The organism is Acidovorax sp. sif1233, from assembly GCF_019218755.1.
In the GTDB taxonomy this organism is placed as follows: Bacteria; Pseudomonadota; Gammaproteobacteria; order Burkholderiales; family Burkholderiaceae_C; genus Acidovorax.
In genome coordinates this window covers 149,939-162,706 of the sequence record NZ_JAHUWZ010000003.1, presented here as the reverse complement: position 1 = coordinate 162,706, position 12,768 = coordinate 149,939, and the positions used below count along the sequence as shown (strand labels likewise).

Here is a 12,768-nt window from a genome sequence, read left to right as displayed (position 1 = left end):
AATGAAGAACTCTCTCGTTCTGGCCGCCCTGATCGCTGCTGCAGCACTCGCCGCTTGTGGCAAGAAGGAAGAACCCGCTCCAGCACCAGCACCTGCTGCCGTGGAAGCACCAGCTCCTGCACCCGCACCTGCTCCTGCCGCCTCCGACGCAGCTCCTGCTGCTTCCGACGCCGCTTCGGCTGCCGCTGCACCTGCTGCTGACGCTGCCAAGGCTGCTGCCGACGCTGCTGCCACCGCTGCCGCTGGCGCTTCCGCAGCCAAGTAATTTGCTGCAGGCCCTGGTTGGTTGCAAGACCAGCCACTGCCCGAAGGCCCCGCACCGCAAGGTCGGGGCTTTTTCTTTTCCGGGCGCGGAACGTGTTTTTGTGGTGCGCCGTCCGTGGGGGGGGGCGGGCGGGGTGGCCGGTGGGCGCGCTCGTGTCAGATCGGCGCCTGCGCCACCGGCAGCCATGCCGTGCCTGCCGTCGGGCAGGCCACGGCGATGGCCTCCACGGGCCAGTCCATGGCGGGGGCCAGCGCCTCACGTGCGATGGAGGGCGCATTGTTCTTGGCGCTCAGGTGGGCCGCCACCACCGTCCGCAGGCCCGGATGGCGGACGGCGCGAAGGATGTCCGCCGTGACCCGGTTGGCCAGGTGGCCGAAGGGGCCGCCTACGCGGCGCTTCAGAAAGAGGGGGTAGCGGGATGCCGCCAGCAGCACGGGGTCGTGATTGGCTTCGATCATCAGCGCGTGGCAGCCCTCGAGCTGCTGCAGCACATGCTCGCTGGCATGGCCCAGGTCGGTCAGCACCCCCAGGTGGGCGGCGCCGTCGGAGCAGCGCAGCTGCAGCGGCTCGCGGGCGTCATGCGGCACGGTGAAGGGCCGGGCCTCGAACGTGCCCAGGTCGATCGGTGCCATGTCGTGCGCGACGCGCAGCATGTCGCCAAAGTCCGGCTGGCCCAGGGCGGCGTAGGTGCCCTGGCTCATCCAGACGGGAATGCCGTAGCGCAGGGCCACGGCCTGCGCGCAGCCGATGTGGTCGGAATGTTCGTGGGTGATGAAAACCGCGTCCAGGTCCTCGATCTGCAGCTGCGCCTGCGCCAGCCGGCCCTGCAGTTGCCGGATGCCGAAGCCGCAGTCGATCAGGAGGCGGCGCACCTGCGTGTCGCAGCGGCCTTCCACCACGGTGGCATTGCCGGTGCTGCCGCTCCCCAGGTTCTTGAAACGCAGCATGGAGGGCGAGGATATTGCGCCGTGCCGCGGGGCGGACCGGGGCCGGTCCTCGCGGACTCCGCGCAGCACGCAGGCAGACGCGTGCCGCGCGGCGATGCGGCGGGTTACTTGAGGTCGTCCGCGATCACGCGCACGATGCGCTCGGCGTTGGCCGAGGACTCGGGGGCGCCTGCTTCGTTGAGTACCGACACGGTGGTGGATTCGCCCTGGCTGCGCACGACGATGCGGTACTTGAGCGGGGGCGTGGCCGACGAAGAGCCGCTGAACAGCTTGCCGAAGAACCCTGGTTCCTTCTTGTCGGCGTTGGGCGCCACATAGCGGACGAAGTAGGTGCCTTCATTGCGGTTGCGGTCTTCGACCGTGAAGCCGGTGCGGTCCAGCGCCAGGCCCACGCGGCGCCATGCGCGGTCAAAGCCTTCGTCCAGCTGGACCACGGGCTTGTTGTCCACGGTGGCCATGCGGGCGGATTGCGTGCGCAGGGCGGGGGCTGCCACCACGGCCTTGGACTGTTCCTGGCTCACGCCCAGCTTGACCATCAGGCGGCGCAGGAATTCGGTTTCAAGCTCCGGGTCCGACGGGCGGGGCTGCCAGACGGTGTTGTCCTTGGTCTGCGTGCCATACACCTCGATCATGCCCCGGTGGGTGATGTAGATCTCGGTGCCGCCATTGGCATTGCGCTCCAGGCGGGTGCGGAATTTGTCGCGCTCGCCGGTGGAATACAGCGAATCCAGGAGCTTGCCGATGGTGGAGCGGATGAAGTCCTGTGGCAGCTTGGCGCGGTTCTCGGCCCAGTCGGTTTCCATGATGCCGACGTTGGGCTCGGCCTGGGCCAGGTTGAAGCCGCTTTCCTGCCAGAAGTCGCGCACGGGCTCCCAGAGCTTGTCCGCCGGGCGGTTGACCACCAGCCAGCGCTGGTTGCCATCGCGCTCGATGCGCACGTCGCCCAGTTGCACGGCGGCGGCGTTGGCGGTGCCCGAGGGCTGCGCGGCCTGGCCGGCCTGCATGGCGGCCGCCGAGACGGGGCCGCCGGGTACGGCATAGCGCGAATCGCGCGACAGCTGCGTCAGGTCGGGCGGAACCTCCAGGGTCGAGCCCTTGGCGGCGCTCTTGTAGTCGATCTTGTCGCCCTCCAGGGCGGCGCAGGCGGACAGGGCCATGGCAAGGGCCAGCAGGCTCAGGCGGGTGGTAGCAGCTTTCACGCGGAAATCCTTGGAGAGTGTCTCGGGGAGCGGGCGCAGCCCGGATTAGATCAGGCCGCTGGTGCGCAGCGCGGATTCGACCACAGCCTCGTTGCTGCTGGCCAGCGGTGTCATGGGCAGGCGCATGGTGCCACCACACAGGCCCATGCGGGCCACGGCCCACTTGACCGGGATGGGGTTGGCTTCGACAAACAGGTTCTTGTGCACGGGCATCAGCTGGAACTGGATCTGCATCGCGCGCTGCACATTGCCTGCCAGCGCTGCCACGCACAGCTCGTGCATGAGGCGCGGCGCCACGTTGGCCGTCACGCTGATGTTGCCGTGGCCGCCGCACAGCATGAGCGCCACGGCGGTCGGGTCGTCGCCCGAATACACGGCGAAGCCCTTGGGCACATCGCGGATGAGCCACTGCGCACGCTCGATGTTGCCGGTGGCTTCCTTGATGCCGATGATGCCGGGCACCTGGGCCAGGCGCAGCACGGTGTCGTGCTGCATATCGGCCACCGAGCGGCCGGGCACGTTGTACAGCACGATGGGCAGGTCGCCCGTGGCTTCGGCGATCGCCTTGAAATGCTGGAACTGGCCCTCTTGCGTGGGCTTGTTGTAGTAGGGCACGACCTGCAGCTGGCTGTCGGCCCCGACGCCGCGCGCGAACTTGGCCAGTTCGATGGCTTCGGCGGTGGAGTTGGCGCCGCAGCCCGCCATGATGGGCACGCGCTTGGCGGATTGCTCGACGGCCACGCGGATGATTTCGCAGTGTTCTTCGACATTGACGGTGGGCGATTCGCCCGTGGTGCCCACCACACCGATGCAGTCGGTGCCTTCGGCGATGTGCCAGTCGATCAGTTTGCGCAGGGCCGGGTAGTCCACGCTACCGTCCTCGTGCATGGGGGTGACGAGGGCGACGATGCTGCCGGTAAGGGGGACGGAGGAAGAGGTCATGTCCGCAGTGGTAAACGGTAAAAGGGCATTCTAACTAGGCGGCATGGCCAAAAGATTCCGCGAGGGGCCGCCAGCGTGCGGGAGTTCCCGCACGGCCGTGATGCGTTGCACGAAACGGTCGGGGTTTTGCAGGAAGCCGTCCTCGTAGGCCACGGTGCGCAGCCCGGCGCAGGCGCTCAGCAATTCCCCGGGCGCCAGCAGGAATTCCGGCCGGGCAGGGCGGCCCACGGTGCCGTTGCCGTGCGCAAAGGTTTCGTAGATCAGCACGCCACCCGGTGCGACGCTCTCCACCAGGGTGGGCAGCAAGGGCCGCCACAGGTAGTTGGTGACGATCACGGCGCCAAACCGGCGGCCCGCCAGCGGCCATGGGCCGTTCTCGATGTCGGCCAGGACGAGTTCCCCCAGCCCCTCGCAGGCGGCCAGGGCCTCGGCAGAGCGGTCCACCCCCACCACGGGGTGGCCCAGGCCATGCAGCCAGCGCAGGTGGCGCCCGGCGCCGCAGGCCACGTCGAGCACCGTGCTGCCCGGCGCGATCAGGTGGGACCAGCGGCGGACCCAGTCGGAAGCGGCTTCGTTACCGTGCATTTGCTATTGAAAATATAGCTATCAGCGCTTATTCATCAAGCGCTGGCGGCCAAAAAGACTTGAAAGTGGATGGCGCGGGCTCAGAAACACGCCCACATCTGGTCGGCCAGCATCACCATGAAGTCCGGCACCGTGTACATGCCAAACACCGCCAGGCACAGCACCACGGCAACTGACCAGGCCAGCCAGCGCCAGCGCCAGGGCCGTGGCATGCCGTGGCCGGGCGAGGTCGAGGGGGCGCTGCTGGCGGTGGACATGGGGATGTTCGGATGCAAGGGCCGTGTTCAGGCGGGCTGGGCGGCGCCGCGCGGGATGGGGCTTTCCCGGACCGGCAGGTTCACCAGCCCGGCAAACACCCCCAGCGCGATGGCGATGTACCAGACGATATCGTAGCTGCCCGTGGCGTCATACAGATAGCCGCCCAGCCACACGCCCAGGAAGCTGCCGATCTGGTGGCTGAAGAACACGAAGCCGCCCAGCATCGACAGGTGCTGCACGCCAAAGATCTGCGCGATGGTGGCGTTGGTGGGCGGGATGGTGGACAGCCACAGCGTGCCCATCACGGCCGAGAACACATACACCGACAGCGGCGACAGCGGCACGAGCAGGAACACGGTGATCACCGCCGCGCGGGCAAAGTAGATGAAGGCCAGGATGAACCGCTTGGGCATGCGCTGGCCGAGGGTGCCGGCCACGTAGGTGCCCAGCACGTTGAACAGGCCGATCAGCGCCAGCGCGTAGCTGGCCACCTGGGGCGACAGGCCGTGGTCCTTCAGGTAGCTGGGCATGTGCACCCCGATGAACACCACCTGGAAGCCGCACACGAAATAACCGGCCATCAGCAGGTTGAAGCTCGGGTAGCGGAACGCCTCGCCCAGCGCCTGCACGATGGTCTGCTCGCGCTTGGGCGGCGCGGCGCCCTTGAAGCCCGGCTCCCGCAGGCCAAAGGCCAGCGGCACGATGAGCAGCACGGCCATCGACAAGGCCAGCAGCGCCTGCTGCCAACCCAGTCCGGCGATCAGCCAGCCCTCCACGGGCACCATGAGGAACTGGCCGAACGAACCTGCGGCCGCCGCCACGCCCATGGCCCAGGATCTGCGCTCCGGCGCGATCTGGCGGCCCAGCACACCGTAGATCACGGCGTAGGTGGTGCCCGCCTGCGCGGCGCCGATCAGTACGCCGGCCGTCAACGCAAACAGGGTGGTCGTGGGCGACAGCGCCATGCCCGCCAAACCCAGGCCATAGAGCACCGCGCCGCCGATGAGCACGCGGAACGCCCCGAACCGGTCTGCCGCCATGCCCGCAAAGATGCCGATCAGGCCCCAGGACAGGTTCTGGATGGCGATGGCCAGCGCGAACGACTGGCGGGTCCAGCCCATCTCCTGCGTGATGGGCAGGAGCCAGAGCCCGAACCCATGGCGGATGCCCATGGACAGGGTCACGATGGCCGCGCCGCACGCGAGCACCTGGAACATGGACAGTTTGGGAGGATTCATATGCATGCGCAGGAATGTAGCGAGATTGGGCGAAACGCGCTGATACACCGGGGACCAATACAGTTGGCAGCGGGGTTGCCGCCAGGCCTGCTGCGCGGCACCGTCCTTTGTGTTGCAACCCGCCCCCAGCCACCCTGTCTGCCGCCGCCGCCCCCGGGCCTGGGGGCCCCGGAGCACGCTGCCAGTGTTGTCATGACTGTTTTTTCATCCAGCTATTGCGCTGCTGCCGCACTACAATCCGCCGCTATGTCTGCCAAACCGTCTCCCGTGTCCACCAGTAGTGAATATTCCGAAGGGTCCATCCGCGTGCTCAAGGGCCTGGAGCCCGTCAAGCAGCGCCCGGGCATGTACACCCGCACCGACAACCCCCTGCACATCATCCAGGAGGTGCTGGACAACGCCGCCGACGAGGCGCTGGCCGGCCATGGCAAGAAGATCAAGGTCACGCTGCACGCCGACGGCTCGGTGAGCATCGAGGACGACGGGCGCGGCATCCCCTTCGGCATGCACCCCGAGGAAAACGCGCCGGTGATCGAGCTGGTCTTCACCCGCCTGCACGCGGGCGGCAAGTTCGACAAGGGCAGGGGCGGTGCCTACAGCTTCTCGGGCGGCCTGCACGGCGTGGGCGTGAGCGTGACCAACGCGCTGGCCACCCGCCTGGAAGTGAGCAGCCACCGTGAAGGCAAGGTCGCCCGGCTGGTGTTTTCGGCCGGCGACGTGGTCGAGCCCCTGGTGACCCGCGCGCTGGAAGCCGGCGAGCGCAAGCAGGGCACGACCGTGCGCGCCTGGCCTGATGCCAAGTATTTCGAGTCGAGCGCGCTGCCCATGGGCGAGCTCACCCACCTCCTGCGCAGCAAGGCGGTGCTCATGCCCGGCGTGTCGGTGACCCTGGTCAACGAGAAGACGCGCGACACCCAGACCTGGCAGTACAAGGGCGGCCTGCGCGACTACCTGATGCAGACGCTCAGCGGCGACCCGGTGATCCCGCTCTTCGAGGGCGAGGGCTTTGCCGACCGCAACAACGAGAGTTTTGCCGAGGGCGAGGGCGCCTCCTGGTGCGTGGCCTTCACCGAAGACGGCCAGCCCATGCGCGAGAGCTACGTCAACCTGATTCCCACCAGCGCCGGCGGCACGCACGAAAGCGGCCTGCGCGACGGCCTGTTCAACGCCGTCAAGAGCTTCATCGAGCTGCACAGCCTGCTGCCCAAGGGCGTCAAGCTGCTGCCCGAAGACGTGTTCGCCCGTGCCAGCTACGTGCTCTCGGCCAAGGTGCTCGATCCTCAGTTCCAGGGCCAGATCAAGGAGCGGCTGAACTCGCGCGACGCGGTGCGCCTGGTCAGCGGCTTCGTGCGCCCGGCGCTGGAGCTCTGGCTCAACCAGCACGTGGACTACGGCAAGAAGCTGGCAGAACTCGCCATCAAGGCCGCGCAGACGCGCCAGAAGGCCGGCCAGAAGGTCGAAAAGCGCAAGGGCTCGGGCGTGGCCGTGCTGCCCGGCAAGCTCACCGACTGCGAAAGCCGCGACATCGCCCACAACGAAGTCTTCCTGGTCGAGGGCGACTCCGCCGGCGGCAGCGCCAAGATGGGCCGCGACAAGGAAAGCCAGGCCATCCTGCCGCTGCGCGGCAAGGTGCTCAACACCTGGGAGGTGGAGCGCGACCGCCTGTTCGCCAACAACGAGATCCACGACATCTCGGTGGCCATCGGCGTGGACCCGCACGGCCCGAACGACACGCCCGACCTCACGGGCCTGCGCTATGGCAAGGTCTGCATCCTGTCGGACGCCGATGTGGACGGCTCGCACATCCAGGTGCTGCTGCTCACGCTGTTCTTCCGCCACTTCCCCAAGCTCATCGAGACCGGCCACATCTACGTGGCGCGCCCCCCGCTGTTCCGCGTGGACGTGCCCGCGCGCGGCAAGAAGCCCGCCGCCAAGATGTATGCGCTGGACGACGGCGAGCTCACCGCCATCCTCGACAAGTGCGCCAAGGACGGCGTGGCCCGCGAGAAGTGCCAGATCAGCCGCTTCAAGGGCCTGGGCGAGATGAACGCCGAGCAGCTGTGGGAAACCACGCTCAACCCCGACACCCGCCGCCTGCTGCCGGTGCAACTGGGCGACATGGACTTCGCCGCCACCGAAGGCCTGATCACCAAGCTCATGGGCAAGGGCGAGGCGGCCTCGCGGCGCGAGCTGATGGAACTGCACGGCGATGCGGTCGAGATCGACATCTGACCGGACCCGCCACCTACGGTATCTGTGATGAGGAATCCACACAAAAACAGGCTCTTACGCTTGTATTTATTGGGCTTGCTGCTATGTTTTGTGCAGCAATCGGCCCAGGCGGACCTGTGGGCGCACGTGGACGAGCGGGGCGTGACGCATTTCGCCGCCGAGCAGGTGGACACGCGCTACCAGCTGTTTTTTCGTGGCAATGATTTCGACTCGACCCGCGACGCCCCGGCCAACGCACCGCCCATGCCCTACGCGCTGCCTGCGGCCGGCGCGCGCTTGCTGGCCTTTTTTGACATCGCGCCCGACTACAAGCGCGTCAAGCACCACCTGCGCGCCGCCGCCAGCAAGCACGGCGTGGACTACGAATTGCTGCAGGCCGTGATCGCCACGGAATCCGGCTTCGACGCCACGGCCGTGTCGCCCAGGGGCGCCGTCGGGCTCATGCAGGTGATGCCCGCCACGGCCAGCCGTTTTGGCGTGAGCGCGGATGCCAGGCGCTCGGTGGAGCAGAAGCTGGCCGACCCGGCCGTGAACGTGCCCACCGGCACGCGCTATCTGCGCCACCTGCTGGACCTGTTCCCCGGCCGCATGGACCTGGCCGTGGCCGCCTACAACGCCGGTGAAGGCGCGGTGCAAAAGGCGGGCAACCAGATTCCGGCCTTCAAGGAAACGCAGAACTATGTGCGCACCGTGCTGGGCCTGTACGCCCAGCTCAAGCCGCCAGCGCCGGTGCTGGCGCAGCGCGCCGTGCCCGGCCGCGTGCGCATGGAGCTTTCGGGGGGCGCGCAGAACCGGGGCAACCTGCCGCCCACCCGCGTGGCGCAGACGCAAAGCGCCCCCCAGAACGTGAACCCAGAAACTGTACCCAACGAATGAGCGACCAACCCACTCTCGATTTCACCACCGCCGGCGATGACGGAGGCGACTCCCTGGGCCTGGCGGGCTATGCCCAGCGCGCCTATCTGGAATACGCGCTGTCGGTCGTCAAGGGCCGTGCGCTGCCCGATGTGTGCGACGGCCTCAAGCCCGTGCAGCGGCGCATTCTGTATTCGATGGACCGCATGGGCCTGGGCTACAGCGGCCCCACGCGCAACACGGCGGCCAAGCCGGTCAAGAGCGCCCGCGTGGTGGGCGACGTGCTGGGCCGCTTCCATCCGCACGGCGACCAGTCGGCCTACGACGCCCTGGTGCGCATGGCGCAGGACTTCGCCCAGCGCTACCCGCTGATCGACGGCCAGGGCAACTTCGGCAGCCGCGACGGCGATGGCGCCGCGGCCATGCGCTACACCGAGGCGCGCCTGTCGCGCATCACCAGCCTGCTGCTCGACGAGATCGACGAGGGCACGGTCGATTTCATGCCCAACTACGACGGCAGCACGGAGGAGCCGCGCCAGCTGCCCGCGCGGTTGCCGTTCGCGCTGCTCAACGGCGCCAGCGGCATCGCCGTGGGCCTGGCCACCGAGATCCCGAGCCACAACCTGCGCGAGATCGCCGATGCCTGCATTGCGCTCATCAAGACGCCTTCGCTCAGCGCCGAAGACCTGCTGGCCCTGGTGCCCGGGCCCGACTACCCGGGTGGGGGGCAGATCATCAGCGCTGCGTCCGACATCGCCGACGCCTACCGCACCGGCCGCGGCAGCCTCAAGGTGCGCGCGCGCTGGAAGATCGAGGAACTCGCGCGCGGCCAGTGGCAGCTCGTCGTCAACGAGCTGCCCCCGGGCGTGAGCTCGCAGAAGGTGCTCGAGGAGATCGAGGAAATCACCAACCCCAAGGTCAAGGCCGGCAAGAAGGCGCTGAGCCAGGACCAGACCCAGCTCAAGGCCAGCATGCTGGCCGTGCTGGACGTGGTGCGCGACGAGTCGAGCAAGGACGCGCCGGTGCGCCTGGTGTTCGAGCCCAAGACCGGCAAGACGCCGCAGCAGGAGCTGGTCACCGCGCTCCTGGCCCACACCAGCCTGGAGACCTCGGCGCCGATCAACCTGACCATGGTGGGCCTGGACGGCCGGCCGGTGCAGAAGTCGCTGCGCCTGATGCTGGAGGAGTGGATCTCCTTCCGCCAGGGCACCATCACCCGCCGCTCGCAGCACCGCCTGGGCAAGGTGCTGGACCGCATCCACATCCTCGAGGGGCGGCAGACCGTGCTGCTCAACATCGACGAGGTGATCGCCATCATCCGTGCGGCCGAGGATCCCAAGGCCGCGCTGATCGCGCGCTTCAATCTCAGCGATCGCCAGGCCGAGGACATCCTTGAAATCCGCCTGCGCCAGCTCGCGCGGCTCGAAGCCATCAAGATCGAGCAGGAGCTCAAGGAACTGCGCGAAAGCCAGGGCAAGCTCGAGGACATCCTGAACAACCCGGGTTCGCTGCGCCGCCTGATGGTCAAGGAGATCGAGGCCGACGCCAAGACCTTCGCTGACGCGCGCCGCACGCTGATCCAGGCCGAGAAGAAGGCCGTGGCCGAGGTCAAGGTGGTGGACGAGCCCGTGACCGTGGTGGTCTCGCAAAAAGGCTGGGTGCGCGCGCGCACCGGCCATGGCCACGAGGCGGCGAGCTTCGCCTTCAAGGCCGGCGACGGCCTGTACCGCACCTTCGAGTGCCGCACGGTGGATACCCTGCTGGCCTTCGGCAGCAATGGCCGGGTGTACTCGGTGCCGGTGTCGGTGCTGCCCGGTGCGCGCGGCGACGGCCAGCCCGTGACCACGCTGATCGAGCTCGAGTCGGGCACGCAGCTCCTGCACTACTTCGCCGGGCCGGCCAGTGCCAGCCTGCTGCTGTCCAACTCGGGCGGCTATGGCTTCCTGGCCTCGGTGGAGAACATGGTCTCGCGCCAGAAGGGCGGCAAGGCCTTCCTCACGCTGGGCGAGGGCGAGACCGTGTGCCCCCCTTCGCATGCGGCGGGCAGCACCGGCGGCCAGCCGCTCGCGCCGGCCACGCACGTGGCCTGCGCCTCGGCGGGCGGGCGCATCCTGACCTTCGAGATCACCGAGCTCAAGACCATGGCCAATGGCGGCCGTGGCCTGATGCTGATCGACCTGGAGGCCAAGGACACGCTGGCCGGTGCCGCGGCCTATACGCGCAGCATCCGCATCGAGGGCATCGGCCGGGGTGGCAAGGAGCGCGAGGAGACCCTGGAGATCCGCTCGCTCAACAACGCCCGGGCCGCGCGCGGGCGCAAGGGCAAGGCGGCCGACCTGGGCTTCAAGCCTGCGGCCGTGGCGCGCGTGGAGTAACAGCGTGTTCAATGCCTTCTGGGAGGTTGCATTGGAGTGCAATCGCCCGATTTCACTCCAACCCTTGGGTCAAGGTACTTGTGCGACTCCAAAAAGACGTTGAACACGCTCCAAGCGATGGCGCGCTCACCCACGCTGGATGATCTGCGCCGCTACGCGATTGCACGCAGCCTGTTCAAGCCACTGACGCTGCCCGGCGCGATCCGCAAGCTTGGTTTTGTGCAGGCCGACCCGATGCGGGCGCCCGCGCGGGCGCAGGACCTGATCCTGCGCATGCGGGTGCGCGGCTACCGCGCGGGTGACCTGGAGCGCCGCTACGAACGGCTGGGCATCGAGGAAGACGCCTTCGTCAACTACGGCTTCGTGTCGCGCGACATGCTGGCGCTGCTGCACCCGCGCACGCCGCGCCGGCCCTGGGATGCGGCCACCACCGGGCGTGCGCGCGAGGTGCTGGCCTTCGTGCAGGAGCGGGGCGTGGTGCACCCGCGCGAGGTCAGCGAGGCGTTTGCGCACCATGGCCGCGTGGCGGGCTATTGGGGCGGAGAGCTCAACGCGAGCACCCGCCTGCTGGATGCCATGCACCACCACGGCTGGCTGCGGGTGTGCCGCCGCGAATCGGGCACCCGGGTGTATGCGCCGGTGGAGCACCCCGGGCAGAATGCCAGCCCCGCCGCCCGCATGGCGCGTGCCGAAGCCCTGGTTGACCGCATCGTGGCGCTGTATGCGCCGCTGCCCGCGCCCAGCCTGGGCTACCTCGTCACTTTGCTGCGGTACGGCGCCCCACAACTGGCGGCCGAAGCGCGCGCGGTGGCCAAGGCCGCGCAGTCGCGCTACGGCCATGCGGTGGTCGACGGCACGGCCTGGTTCTGGCCCGCGCAGGAGAACCCGGCATCGCGCCGCCACCAGCCGGACGCGGGCGTGCGGCTGCTGGCACCGTTTGATCCCGTGGTCTGGGACCGCCGCCGCTTCGAGATGCTGTGGGGCTGGGCGTACCGGTTCGAGGCGTATGTGCCCGCCTCCAGGCGCACCATGGGCCACTATGCGTTGCCCGTGCTGTGGGGCGAACAGATGGTGGGCTGGGCCAACCTGCGCATGGAGCGCGGGCAACTGCGGCACGCGCTGGGTTTTGTGGCGGGTCGCCCGCCCCGCGGCGCGGTTTTTCGGCGCGCGCTGGACGAAGAGCTGGCGCGCTTCGAAACCTTCCTGGGCGCCGGGGCCTGACGGCCTGCTGCCGTGCCTGGATCAGCGCTTCAGCATTTGCCCGCGGCTTTGCTGAGCGCGTTGCAGGAGGCCGGGGCGGCTGCAGGTGCCGCCGCCTTGCCCGCCATCGGCGTGCAGATGGCATCCGAATTCGGCGTCTGTCCGAACGACATGGCTTTCTGGAACCCCGTGGCGGAGTACATGTAGCACTGGTAGGTGGCGCCGTCGGTGGTCTTGGCGGTGTAGTTGATGCGTCCGCCGGTTTCTTCGCTCTTGTGGGTGATGGTGAAGGCGCCCACCTGGCGGCCAATGGCCGCCGAGGTGCGCTGTTCCAGTCCCTCCTGGCTGATGGTGGCGGCGCATCCGGACAGGCCCAGTGCGATCAGGAAGGGGGCGCCGAGGTGCGCGCGGCGGAACGTGCGGGAGGTTGTCATGTGATGGTGGCCTTGGGAGATGGATTCGGGCCAGTTTGACGGCTGCGCCGCCGCGCGTGAACCCGACCACGGTAGGGTTGCCATGCCGGTCCGTGAAAGACCGGTGTTGATCCTGCCGCCGGCTTGGCGGCAAAGCGGCCCGTGCGTGCAGCCCAGTGCGTGGGCCTCGCCCATTGCCAGCTATCTCGCAGACTGCCCGATTCGCCGCCCTGGAAGGGCCGGGTGGCTGGGCCAGGTG

General features: G+C 68.3%; 12 protein-coding genes. 5 read left to right on the top strand and 7 right to left on the bottom strand.

The features are described from left to right. Position 1: 1 nt before the first annotated feature. Positions 2-265: a hypothetical protein gene (locus KW843_RS12410; RefSeq protein ID WP_218295454.1), complete on the top strand. Its 264-nt coding sequence runs from the start codon at positions 2-4 to the stop codon at positions 263-265. Positions 266-420: 155 nt separating this feature from the next. On the opposite strand, the gene KW843_RS12405 is transcribed toward KW843_RS12410, so the two are convergent. The 6 genes from KW843_RS12405 to KW843_RS12380 all read right to left on the bottom strand — a co-directional run bounded on the left by KW843_RS12405 (position 421) and on the right by KW843_RS12380 (position 5,440). Beyond that, on the bottom strand, positions 421-1,212 hold the full coding sequence (locus KW843_RS12405) for an MBL fold metallo-hydrolase (protein ID WP_218295453.1): 792 nt from the start codon (positions 1,210-1,212) through the stop codon (positions 421-423). A gap of 104 nt (positions 1,213-1,316) precedes the next feature. Continuing rightward, positions 1,317-2,411: an outer membrane protein assembly factor BamC gene (gene bamC / locus KW843_RS12400; RefSeq protein WP_218295452.1), complete on the bottom strand. Its 1,095-nt coding sequence runs from the start codon at positions 2,409-2,411 to the stop codon at positions 1,317-1,319. Between the two features lie 45 nt (positions 2,412-2,456). Further along, on the bottom strand, positions 2,457-3,353 hold the full coding sequence (gene dapA, locus KW843_RS12395; RefSeq protein ID WP_218295451.1) for a 4-hydroxy-tetrahydrodipicolinate synthase: 897 nt from the start codon (positions 3,351-3,353) through the stop codon (positions 2,457-2,459). A gap of 30 nt (positions 3,354-3,383) precedes the next feature. Next, entirely contained in the window at positions 3,384-3,938 is a 555-nt protein-coding gene (locus tag KW843_RS12390; protein ID WP_218295450.1) for a bifunctional 2-polyprenyl-6-hydroxyphenol methylase/3-demethylubiquinol 3-O-methyltransferase UbiG, read from the bottom strand. An 80-nt stretch (positions 3,939-4,018) separates the two neighbouring features. Further along, positions 4,019-4,195 (bottom strand): hypothetical protein, encoded by a 177-nt coding sequence (locus KW843_RS12385; RefSeq protein ID WP_218295841.1) that lies wholly within the window; start codon positions 4,193-4,195, stop codon positions 4,019-4,021. Between the two features lie 27 nt (positions 4,196-4,222). Then, positions 4,223-5,440, bottom strand: coding sequence for an MFS transporter (locus tag KW843_RS12380; RefSeq protein WP_218295449.1), 1,218 nt, complete (start codon positions 5,438-5,440; stop codon positions 4,223-4,225). 240 nt (positions 5,441-5,680) lie between these two features. On the opposite strand from KW843_RS12380, the gene KW843_RS12375 reads away from it, so the two are divergent. The 4 genes from KW843_RS12375 to KW843_RS12360 all read left to right on the top strand — a co-directional run bounded on the left by KW843_RS12375 (position 5,681) and on the right by KW843_RS12360 (position 12,117). Next, positions 5,681-7,666: a DNA topoisomerase IV subunit B gene (locus KW843_RS12375; protein ID WP_218295448.1), complete on the top strand. Its 1,986-nt coding sequence runs from the start codon at positions 5,681-5,683 to the stop codon at positions 7,664-7,666. A 27-nt stretch (positions 7,667-7,693) separates the two neighbouring features. Then, the gene (locus KW843_RS12370; protein WP_218295447.1) at positions 7,694-8,542 is read left to right on the top strand and encodes a lytic transglycosylase domain-containing protein; all 849 of its coding nucleotides are present in this window, start codon (positions 7,694-7,696) and stop codon (positions 8,540-8,542) included. Next, on the top strand, positions 8,539-10,896 hold the full coding sequence (parC, locus tag KW843_RS12365; RefSeq protein ID WP_218295446.1) for a DNA topoisomerase IV subunit A: 2,358 nt from the start codon (positions 8,539-8,541) through the stop codon (positions 10,894-10,896). The genes KW843_RS12370 and parC overlap by 4 nt, the downstream gene beginning before the upstream one ends. 117 nt (positions 10,897-11,013) lie before the next feature. Further along, a complete protein-coding gene (locus KW843_RS12360; RefSeq protein ID WP_218295809.1) occupies positions 11,014-12,117 on the top strand; it encodes a DNA glycosylase AlkZ-like family protein in 1,104 nt (367 codons plus the stop codon). Positions 12,118-12,146: 29 nt separating this feature from the next. Here the strand turns inward: KW843_RS12360 and KW843_RS12355 are convergent, their stop codons facing one another. Continuing rightward, on the bottom strand, positions 12,147-12,530 hold the full coding sequence (locus KW843_RS12355) for a hypothetical protein (RefSeq protein WP_218295445.1): 384 nt from the start codon (positions 12,528-12,530) through the stop codon (positions 12,147-12,149). Between the last annotated feature and the right edge of the window lie 238 nt (positions 12,531-12,768).

Bases quoted from the DNA above. Each gene is read 5' to 3' on its own strand.
- KW843_RS12380 (WP_218295449.1), bottom strand. From the start codon at position 5,440: ATGCATATGAATCCTCCCAAACTGTCCATGTTCCAGGTGCTCGCGTGC.
- KW843_RS12410 (WP_218295454.1), top strand. From the start codon at position 2: ATGAAGAACTCTCTCGTTCTGGCCGCCCTGATCGCTGCTGCAGCACTC.
- KW843_RS12385 (WP_218295841.1), bottom strand. From the start codon at position 4,195: ATGTCCACCGCCAGCAGCGCCCCCTCGACCTCGCCCGGCCACGGCATG.
- KW843_RS12370 (WP_218295447.1), top strand. From the start codon at position 7,694: ATGAGGAATCCACACAAAAACAGGCTCTTACGCTTGTATTTATTGGGC.
- KW843_RS12405 (WP_218295453.1), bottom strand. From the start codon at position 1,212: ATGCTGCGTTTCAAGAACCTGGGGAGCGGCAGCACCGGCAATGCCACC.
- KW843_RS12390 (WP_218295450.1), bottom strand. From the start codon at position 3,938: ATGCACGGTAACGAAGCCGCTTCCGACTGGGTCCGCCGCTGGTCCCAC.
- KW843_RS12355 (WP_218295445.1), bottom strand. From the start codon at position 12,530: ATGACAACCTCCCGCACGTTCCGCCGCGCGCACCTCGGCGCCCCCTTC.
- KW843_RS12375 (WP_218295448.1), top strand. From the start codon at position 5,681: ATGTCTGCCAAACCGTCTCCCGTGTCCACCAGTAGTGAATATTCCGAA.
- KW843_RS12360 (WP_218295809.1), top strand. From the start codon at position 11,014: ATGGCGCGCTCACCCACGCTGGATGATCTGCGCCGCTACGCGATTGCA.
- dapA (WP_218295451.1), bottom strand. From the start codon at position 3,353: ATGACCTCTTCCTCCGTCCCCCTTACCGGCAGCATCGTCGCCCTCGTC.
- parC (WP_218295446.1), top strand. From the start codon at position 8,539: ATGAGCGACCAACCCACTCTCGATTTCACCACCGCCGGCGATGACGGA.